The organism is Fibrobacter sp. (assembly GCA_024398965.1).
In the GTDB taxonomy this organism is placed as follows: Bacteria; Fibrobacterota; Fibrobacteria; order Fibrobacterales; family Fibrobacteraceae; genus Fibrobacter.
Genome location: JAKSIF010000068.1, coordinates 1 through 10,448, shown reverse-complemented (window position 1 = coordinate 10,448; position 10,448 = coordinate 1). Strand labels below are relative to the sequence as shown.

The following is a 10,448-nucleotide window of genomic DNA, read 5'->3' as shown; positions in this document are numbered from 1 at the left end:
ATCATCTAGCAAGGCTGCCTAAATGCTTCCACACATGTTGATGATGCCTCATTTTCTTTTTCGTAATTTTCCCAACCTTCGCTACTTCTCAGGTTGATACTCGCCACTTTTCTGCCCACACTTCCGGACAACGTCTCCCATTCATCAAGGCTAGGAATATGCCAGCCATCAGGACAAATGCCTTTCTGCTTTACATTTACGGGGCAATTTGAAAGCCCATCGCCGGTGTTGACGGAATCTGCTGCGGCAGACCATTCATAATGTCGGCCGTAAGTTTCGCAATCATTGGCATATAGGCAAAAACTCATATCGTCACCGGAATCGTAATTCAGGTTTTCAGCCATCCAGACCTGATTGCCAATCACTACGGTCTTGTAACTACGACCGTCACGACTATCCGTAAGAACGCCATAAACGCAGGTATCGATTTTATCGTTTCGGCAAGGAGGAACAATCGTAGTATCTGCGCTACTTGAGATAGGTCTTGAACTGGAGCTGAATTTTTCACTGGAACTAGACGTTCCGCGAGAAGAACTGGATGATTTCGCAGATTGTTCTACCCAAGTCCATGTGTCATCATCTTTTTGGCAAACGAACGTCTTTTCAGATTCCTCCACATATCGTTCTTCGCCGCGGTGATCTGCATCGCAAGCTATTTCAGACAAGTCGTCCTCGGTTTCTACCTGGACTGGATTTTTGCCTCCCTTGTCGTCATCTCCACAAGCCAGTACAAAAAGGCTTAGAAAAATAGACGTCGCTGCGAGTTTTAGAAAGTTAGGACGCATCATGAATCTCCGAGGTCGAGTGTTGCACAAATCAAACCAATGGCAGAAATTTAACTAAATCAAATAAAGACTATGGATGCGTTTTTTCTGACAAGGGGTTTTGTCCGTATTCCTAAACTGGACTATGTTGGAGTTTAATAAGAGGGTAGCATAAGCTACTATATTCATTGCGCAACCTCAATAGGTAAAACAATGGCAAAGGTCAACTACAACTCTGAAACTCGGGAACAAGTCATTAAGCTGGTCCTGAAATGCGTTCCACCGGTGAAGTGCTGACAAGACCAACCTCTGCGACCAGGCAATCGAAGTGGGCCTGCGTTTCCAGAAACACCTTCGCCTCGGCAATGTCCACGCAAGCATTGAAGAAGTTTAATTCTTCGGTGGCGTGAGTCCCTCGCAACAGTCTCCCTGACGAAAGTCGGGGTCGGTTGTTCAAGAAACTAAAAGAGTCCCGTCTCATTGGAGGCGGGGCTCTTTTTTGCATCTATAGCCAAGTATGGAAATTACGTTCCCCGTTACTGTTATTTCTTCAACAAATTAGAGTGGCTGCCTGTACGGGTAAGCATTAATCTTTCAATTCTTCCATGGCTTCGCTAAAGGAGTTGTATCTCTTGGCGTAGATATCGCCCTTGGCGATGGCGCGTGCTTCTTCCATGGCAGCGGCAGTTTCTTCGTTGAATTCCTCTGGGGTCTCGATCTTTGCGTCGAACTTTGCATCTACTCGAGTTTGAATTGTTGCCCTTAGGTCTGCAGTGTTGCTCACAGACCGTTTGTGGCAATAATTCCAACGATGTCAAAAAATATTGCTAATGAACAAGTACTCGCTGGGTTTGGTTTCCTACGCGAAGCATGTAGGAACCTGCGTGGGGAACATCTAGGCTGAGGTGATTGCGGTCTGCTACTCCATCGGACAGGACGCGGCCTTGCATATCCATCAATGTGTATCGGCTATTGGCGGTATAGTTCCAGACTTGAAGTTCGTGGCCGGAAACATGGACGTTTAACTTGGACATGGCGGCGTTGTGAACAACGAAAGTGGTGTTTGTTTCAATACTGTCATAGACTGCATAATAAACAACGTCTTCTGTCAAGAAAAATGCAACTTCAGGAGACCATTCCTTGAAACTGTAGGAGAAATCCTTAGTAGACTTTCTGCTGGGATCATCGGGTTCTTCCACGATGGAGCCGTAGTCCAATTCGAACTCGCTAATGACCGTGGCGGAATCAAAATCCAGGAATGTCACCTTGTATTTGTTGATGGATTCCGTGTAGAGGGGAGTGTATTCTGCATCGGCTTCGGCGGCGACAACTTCGGGAGACCAACTGGCAAATGTGTAAGTGTATTTGGGTGTGCCTTCTTTTTCGGGACCTTCGCAGGATGGAGTCTTTCCGGCATCAATAATCCCGGAACATTCCAGAACATTGCCGTCTTCATCCTTGAAGGTGATGTTGTAGACTTTCGCGAATTCCACGTCTATGGCAATTATCTCCTTGGATGCTTCGAATTTTCCGTTTTCAATGACTACGTCCTTGCTGGAAATAGATCTGAACTCATAACCGTCATCTGCAATAGCGGTAACGGTAAGGGTGTCCCAAAGATATGCTGGCGATGGGATTTTTACAGTGCCGGAGCCAATCTTATTAACTGTAATTTCTACAAGAGGTCTTGCAACATAGGTATGGCCGACTCCGTCAGTCTTTGTGGTGTCTACCGTAGGCAAGGTGTTGTCGCAAATCATCCGCTTCTTGGGCAAGGGAATTTCCTTACTCCAACCTTCCCCAAGAATAAGAGTGTCTAAAGCAGGCATGTAATCGAAAATGTTTGCGCTTATGGATATTTGGTCGGTCGTGACAAAACTGCTTAGGTCCAGTTTGTTAAGGGCGCTGCAGGATCCAAACATATAGTATGTATCCTTAACTTTTTTTATGTCAAAGTGACTGATATTTAAGGACTTCAATCCTGAACAACGATAAAACATCGCGAACATCGTGGTGACATTTGCTGTGTTGAAGTTGCTTAAGTCGAGGGTTTTCAAATTGACGTTGTAGGAAAACATCGAAGACATGTCAGTTACGTTCCGTGTGTCGAATGAACTGAGATCCAGTGAAGACATCCTCGTATACTCGAACATGCTTTTCATGTTAGTGACGTTTTGTGTATCAAAGTTTTCCAGATTCAGCTCAGTAACATTTACATTATGAAACATCCCATGCATGTCGGTTACATTGGATGTGTTGAATGATGAAAGGTCTAACGATCTGAATAACCCTGTATTCGAAAACATCTGAGACATGTCGGTTACGTTACGAGTGTCAAAATTGCGAAGGTCAAGTGTCTTCACTTGTCTGCAATTACCGAACATATCCGCCATGTTGGTTACTTTGGCTGTATTGAATTTGGAAACGTCCAATACTTCCACCAAAGCACAACCATTAAACATGCCACTCATATCAGTCACGTTAGCTGTATTGAATTTGGAAACATCTAGCACAGTTAATTTATCGCAACTGCCAAACATATTTTTCATGTTAGCAACATTTTCTGTGTTGAATCTGCTGACATCGATGCTGACCAAACGGTGGCTGTTATAAAACATCCAAGACATGTCTGTTACATTTCTTGTATCAAAATTGCTTAAGTCTAGGGAAGTTATAGCCCACATTTCGGCAAACATACCGCCCATGTTTGTGACTTTGGTTGTGTTAAAATGACTTACATCCAGTGTCTTGACCTGAACACCTGAAAACATATCCGCCATATCCGTTACATTTTCCGTATTGAAGCTGCTGATATCCAGGTCTTTCAATCCGTAACACATTGCAAACATTCCTGACATGTTTGTGACGTTTTTCGTGTCGAAATTTTTCAAATTCAATGATGCTACATTTGAGTAGTCGAACATGCTTTGCATGTTTGTAACGTTTTTAGTATCAAACTTTTCTATTCCAACAATTGTATTTGCGATACTTGTGCGATGGAACATAAAGGACATGTCCCTGGTGTTCGCGGTATTCAGTCCAGAAACGTCTATATGTGTGACTTTTCTAAGTCCTTCCAGTAGATGGCTGGCATCTCGCGGAGCGACGATACCATCCACAAAAAGTACGCTTTTGATGGAATCTGATGTTGTGTAGCAAAGCCAAGGAAAGTAACCGCAACGGGGAGTGATTGGGGAAGGCTCCTGCATGGTTCCCGAAACACCATTGGATGGGAAGAAAACCAATGATCCCTTTTTTACGGTGACGTCGTCTTCGGTATAATCCTTGATTGCAATAAACCAGCGGACTGCAGATCCACTTTCACCTTTATAAATGGAGCCGACTTGAGAGTAAATCTTATTGTAAGGAAAATCTTCTGCCTGTGCAAAAGCGGAGCTGCAGAAGATAAGGACTACTGTCAACAAGTGAATTAGTCGGAGCATAATAATATTTGGATTTGTTTTTTTATGACGGAGTGTTCATGAATAATCTTATTCATTCCCGATTAAGTTGAAAATATACCTAAAACTTTACATTATTTGTGTAAATTACTATCTTTGGGCGCGAAAAAACGTTCCCTAGGCGGGTTTGCTTAATTTGCCCGCAACGGAAACACACAAGGAGAAAATAATGACTTTTGAAGAAAAGGCTCTCGCATACCACGCCAACGGCAAGCCGGGTAAGATTGAAGTTGTGCCCACCAAGCCGTACAGCACTCAGACCGACCTTGGCCTGGCTTACACCCCGGGTGTAGCTGTTCCCTGCCTGGAAATCGAAAAGAATCCGGAAGCCGCTTATGACTACACCGGCAAGGGCAACCTGGTTGCCGTTATTTCCAACGGTACTGCAGTTCTCGGTCTTGGCGACATCGGTGCCGTTTCCGGCAAGCCTGTGATGGAAGGTAAGGGCCTTCTGTTCAAGATTTATGCAGGTGTGGACGTTTTCGATATCGAAGTCAACGAAAAGGACCCGAAGAAGTTTATCGAAATCGTGAAGGGTATCGCTCCTACTTTTGGCGGCATCAACCTGGAAGACATCAAGGCTCCGGAATGCTTCGAAATCGAAGAAACCCTGAAGAAGGAACTGGACATCCCCGTGATGCACGATGACCAGCACGGTACTGCCATTATTTCCAGCGCAGCTCTCGTGAACGCTCTGGAAATCGCCGGCAAGGAAATCGACAAGATCAAGCTGGTGGTGAATGGTGCAGGTGCTGCCGCTGTGGCTTGCACCAAGCTGTACCTCTCCCTGGGTGTCAAGAAGGAAAACGTGGTGATGCTGGACTCCAAGGGCGTCATCTACAAGGGCCGCGGCAAGCTCACTCCGGAAAAGGAATTCTTCGCCACCGACCGTGACGACGTGAAGACTCTGGAAGAAGCCATCAAGGGTGCAGACATGTTCCTGGGCCTTTCCAAGCCCAACATCCTCACCAAGGAAATGATCCAGTCCATGGCAAAGAACCCCATCGTGTTCGCCTTGGCAAACCCCACTCCGGAAGTTTCCTACGACGTTGCAACTTCCGCACGTGAAGACGTTATCTTTGCAACTGGCCGTTCCGACTATCCTAACCAGGTGAACAACGTGATCGGCTTCCCCTACATTTTCCGCGGTGCCTTGGACGTTCGTGCTACTGCTATTAACGAACACATGAAGCACGCCGCTGTTCGCGCCATTGCAGCACTTGCTCGCAAGCCGGTGCCCGATGTAGTGAACATCGCCTACAACTCCGAACGCTTCAGCTTCGGCCGTAACTACATTATCCCGAAGCCCCTGGATCCGCGCCTGTTGACCGACGTGTCTATCGCCGTTGCCAAGGCTGCTATCGAAAGCGGTGTTGCCCGTAAGGAAATCAAGGACTGGGATGCATACGCAGACAGCCTCCGCGACATGATGGGCTACGACAACAAGCTGATCCGTGAATACGAAAACATGGCTCGCTCTAACCCCAAGCGTGTGGTGTTCACCGAAGGCCTCAGCGTGAACATGATCAAGGCTGCAATCCAGGCCAAGGACGAAGGCATTGCATTCCCGATCCTCCTGGGCAACCCGGACCGCATCAAGGAACTTGCTGCTATCGAAAAGCTGGATGTTTCCGGTCTTGAAATCGTGAACCCCCGTTCTCCGGAAGAATACAAGCGCCGCATGAAGTATGCCGAAATGTATGCTGCCGAAAACGGTCGTAACGGCGAAACCTTCGAAAAGGCCGCCTACGAAATGCCGGAACACAACCACTTCGGCATGATGATGGTGAAGAACGGTGACGCCGATGCCTTGATCTCTGGTTCCAACAGTAGCTTTGCTACCAACATCAGCCTCGCCAAGAAGATGATCGGCATTCGCGAAGAATACAAGCACTTCGGCGCCCTCCACATTCTCTCTACCAAGAAGGGAACCTTCTTCCTGGCAGATACCTTGGTGAACCGCGACCCGGATACCGAAACTCTCGTTGACATTGCAAAGCTCACTCACGACGCCGTGAAGTTCTTCGCCCACGAACCGGTGATGGCAATGCTTTCTTACGGCAACTTCGGTGCTGACAAGAGCTCCAAGCTGGGTACCGCTGGCAGCGTCCGCGATGCAGTGAAGATTCTTCACGAACAGTATCCCGACTACGCCGTAGATGGCGAAATGCAGGTGAATGTGGCCTTGAACAAGGAACTTCGCGACAAGAAGTTCCCCTTCAATACCATCAAGGGTCAGGATGTGAACACTCTCATCTTCCCGTGCCTCTCTTCTGCAAACACCACTTACAGAATGCTTTTGGAAATGGGCGTTGGCGAATCCATCGGTCCTGTTCAGATGGGCTTGAAGAAGCCGATTCACTTTACCGACTCCGAAGCCTCTGTCCACGACATCTTCAACCTGACCGTGGCTGCCGTCATCGACGCTATCGTCCAGGAACGTCTGGATAAGGCTCGCAAGCTTCTGAAGAAGTAATTGGCAAAAGAACTGCCGGCGTAACTGCCGCAGAGTAAAAAGCGTGGGATTGATCCTGCGCTTTTTTACCTTAAATTAGTTGCTCAAATGAGCAAATTTATTATATTTGGCTGAAATGGAATACGGTGTATACGGCAATACCTGGTGGAGCAAGAAATGGCTCGATTCTGTCCTGCGCAAGGCTTCTGCGCGGGATTTCGAGAAGGCCTTTGCGTTGCTTTCCAAGGGGAACCTGGTGTCTTTCGAAATCCAGGATAACCGTGTCATGTCTACAGTCAAGGGGCCGGCCGGCGGTACCCATAATACCTACACTGTATTCAAGAAGTTTGACGATGCCAAGGCCGAGGTGTTTATTAGCCTGCTGAGGCAGCAGCCTGCGGAACTTGCCGCGCTGAACAATGGTTCCCTGAGTCAGTCCATCGAAATCCTGCTGGACCGTTGCAATCTTGAACTTTTCGACCTTGCCGACAGCGTGAACATGAACTGCGACTGCAAAGACCCGCTGCCTTGCCGTTACATTGTGGCGACCCTCCTGAAGGTTGGCCAGATGATGGGTGAGGACCCCTTCCTGATTTTCAAGCTGCACGGGCTGGATCTCAAGGGACTGAAGGATGCGGAAATTGACGTGGGGGAGACCGATGTTCCCAAGGAGCCGGGCATGGTTCGGCCCCTACCTCGCCCGCGAGAGGAACTGCCGCCGCGGCTGCCGGAGTTCAAGTTCGACGAGTGGCGGGACTATTCCCACGTGCTGCCCGCCATGCTGACCAACTGCCCGGATTTTGCCGGCGGAAACTTCAAGAAGAGCTTTGTAGACGAATTGGAACAGTGCCGTTCCACCTTCGTATACTGCGGCGACTTCAAGCATTTTGTCGAAGATTTCAGCACCCAGAAGAATACCACCTTCCTGATGAACAAGGAAAGGCTGCGCCTGATCCATAGCAGGGGTTGGCGTTTTAGATTTGAGCAACTGGACGATGAACGAGTCGTTGGCTCCAACCTGACTGCCGACGATATCATGATTGCCCTTTGCAAGCTGAACCAGGAATGTGTGTGGAGTAACCACATTACGGTGCGTTACCTTCACCTGCTTTTGCAGGTTGCCTTCCACCTGGTGCGCTGCGCCGCCGTGTATCCCCAGGTGTTCTGGATTTCCAGCAATACGGCCCAGATCCGTTGGCTGCCGGCTGAAATGCTTCCCGAGGTGCTGGCGGTAGTAACGGAACTTGAAAAATGGGTTCCCGCTGATTTTGCCTATACCCAGGAAAATGGGGAACGTACCGAATTTGCCGATGCGGCAGAACATGTGCTTTCTCTGTTTATCGGAAGACTTTTGCGCTACGGTCGCCCCCGCGTTGAGGGTCGAAAAATCCTTCACGGAAACCTGCTAGGCTTCTTCTTCAACGGTGCCTCGGGCACCTTGAGTGCAGCAAATCTCCAGATTCCAGAAAAGATCCAGAACTGGTTCTCGGTCTATAGCAAGCTTAATTTCGATACCCGCATGCGTTTCGTCTGTAACGAGGTGGGCCGTGAAATCGCCATGGATGTTTTCGTTGTGGATGGGGACCGCCTGGTTCATTTGGCGGAACTGTTCCGTAATTCAGATTCAAGGCTCCTTTCCTTGATGAACATCCTGAACTGCGTGGCTGAAAACTTTGCCCCCATGAAGGCCTATCTTGCCAACCGTGCAGAATCTCCCATCATGCTGTATGGGCGTCAACTGAATGATTTCCTGACCAGCTCCATCAAGAAGTTCGAGGTCTTTGGTATTGTAACAGAGTTGCCTCCTTCTTTGCTGAATATTCAGCGGCCCAAGTCCCAGATGAAACTGAACGGCTCCTTTGGAAAGGCTGCCGGCGCCAATGTCTTTACCAAGACAGATATCATGGACTTTGACTGGGAAGTGGCCATCGGAAACGAGAACGTCTCTGCCGAGGAATTCCTGAAACTTGCCGAGGAAGCCGGTGGCATGCTGAAGTACAAGTCTATGTATGTCCAGGTGACTGAGGACGACCTTAAGCTTTTGAAGCAGAGGGTGGACGAGCGTGAAGCCGCTGGCTCCGAGGATGAAAATGACGAGGAAGAATCCCGGCCTACCCAGTTCACCACGGCAAAGCTTGTGCAGGCATGCCTTACGGGCAAGTGCGACGAAGTTCCGGTCACCATGACCGACGGGTTGAAAAAACAGTTGGACGACTGGCGCTCCGAAACCAATATATCCTTGCCCGAGAATCTTCACGCCACGTTGCGCCCTTACCAGGAACGCGGCTATTCCTGGATGTACAAGAATCTGCAAATCGGTTTTGGCTGTATCCTTGCCGACGACATGGGCCTGGGTAAGACCTTGCAGGTGATAGCCTTTATCCTTAAGGTAAAGCAGGAGGGCCTATTTGAAAGTGGTCGCTGCCTTGTGGTGGTGCCCGCAGGTCTTCTCTGTAACTGGCAGATGGAAATCAAGAAGTTCGCCCCGGACCTGACTGTGTTTGCCTACCATGGGGCCAGCCGCAATCTTGAAAAGTTTGATGCGGATATCCTGATTACCACTTATTCAACCTACCGTCTTGACTACAAGAAAATTTCCGCCTTGAATTGGCAGATTGTTGTCATTGACGAAGCCCAGAATATCAAGAATGCCGATAGTGAACAGAGCCGACTTCTTCGCCGCCTGAGCGCTCCCATGAAAATTGCCATGAGCGGTACTCCGGTGGAAAATCGCCTTATGGAATTCTGGACCATCATGGATTTCTGCAACCGCGGTTTCTTCCCGTCGCCGACCCAGTTCCGCGACCGCTACGAAACGCCTATCCAGAAACGCGGTGACGCCATTGTGGCGGAGCAGTTCAAGAAGTTGACAGCGCCTTTCATGCTTCGTCGTATGAAGACGGACAAGTCCATCATCAGCGACCTGCCCGACAAGATTCAGCAGGATGAGTATGCGGAACTGACCCGCACCCAGGCGGCTCTTTACAAGACGACGCTTGACCGTTTCCTGCTAGAATTGCAGACGTTGGGCGGCGAACCGACCATTGATATTAACGGCGATACTACAGGGACTGTGACGGATTTTGCGCTGGATAGTACAGCGGATGCCGTGGCTCTGGACGAATCCGTGGAGGCTGCCGTATCGCTGGATTCCGCTGCCACTATGGAGGCCGCGGACAAGTTGGGCGGCCGCACGCTGTTCAAGCGCAAGGGAATCATCCTCCAGATGATTCTCGCGCTAAAGCAGATTTGCAATCACCCGCGGACCTTCCTAAAAGAAGGCGTTGCCGAGGTCGATGACTCCGGAAAGCTCCGGATGTTGCTGGACCTGCTGGAAGCAATCCAGGAGCAGGGCGAAAAGACTTTGATCTTTACCCAGTTCCGCGAGATGGGTGAAGTCCTTCAGGAAGTCATTGACCGCGAACTGAAAATTAAGGCGGACTTTTATCACGGGGGCTGTGGCCAGTCCCAGCGCAATAACATGGTGAAGAACTTCCAGGAAGATCCCGAGAAGAAGATTCTTATCTTGTCGCTGAAGGCAGCTGGTACGGGCCTTAACCTGACGGCGGCATCCCAGGTTATACATTACGATCTCTGGTGGAATCCCGCCATTGAAGCCCAGGCAACAGACCGTGCATTCAGAATAGGCCAGACCAAGAACGTCCAGGTTCACCGCTTTATTACCAAGGGAACCTTCGAAGAAAAGATCAACGCCCTCCTGGAAAGCAAGAAGGCCATAGCCGAGATGACGGTGAACACCGGCGAGAC

5 protein-coding genes are annotated in these 10,448 nt (G+C 49.1%); 2 read left to right on the top strand and 3 right to left on the bottom strand.

All coding sequences use genetic code 11. From position 1 onward, the window contains the following. Positions 1–5: 5 nt before the first annotated feature. The 3 genes from MJZ26_13755 to MJZ26_13745 all read right to left on the bottom strand — a co-directional run bounded on the left by MJZ26_13755 (position 6) and on the right by MJZ26_13745 (position 4,207). On the bottom strand, positions 6–788 hold the full coding sequence (locus MJZ26_13755; GenBank protein MCQ2106843.1) for a hypothetical protein: 783 nt from the start codon (positions 786–788) through the stop codon (positions 6–8). 562 nt (positions 789–1,350) lie between these two features. After that, positions 1,351–1,548, bottom strand: coding sequence for a hypothetical protein (locus tag MJZ26_13750; GenBank protein ID MCQ2106842.1), 198 nt, complete (start codon positions 1,546–1,548; stop codon positions 1,351–1,353). A 43-nt stretch (positions 1,549–1,591) separates the two neighbouring features. Further along, complete coding sequence (locus MJZ26_13745; protein ID MCQ2106841.1) at positions 1,592–4,207, bottom strand: BspA family leucine-rich repeat surface protein; 2,616 nt, start codon at positions 4,205–4,207, stop codon at positions 1,592–1,594. A 187-nt stretch (positions 4,208–4,394) separates the two neighbouring features. Between MJZ26_13745 and MJZ26_13740 the strand changes: the two genes are divergently transcribed. Beyond that, positions 4,395–6,701, top strand: a complete 2,307-nt coding sequence (locus MJZ26_13740; GenBank protein MCQ2106840.1) for an NADP-dependent malic enzyme — start codon at positions 4,395–4,397, stop codon at positions 6,699–6,701. Positions 6,702–6,816: 115 nt separating this feature from the next. Continuing rightward, positions 6,817–10,448 (top strand): SNF2-related protein (locus MJZ26_13735; GenBank protein ID MCQ2106839.1); only part of this gene is annotated, 3,632 nt, incomplete at its 3' end.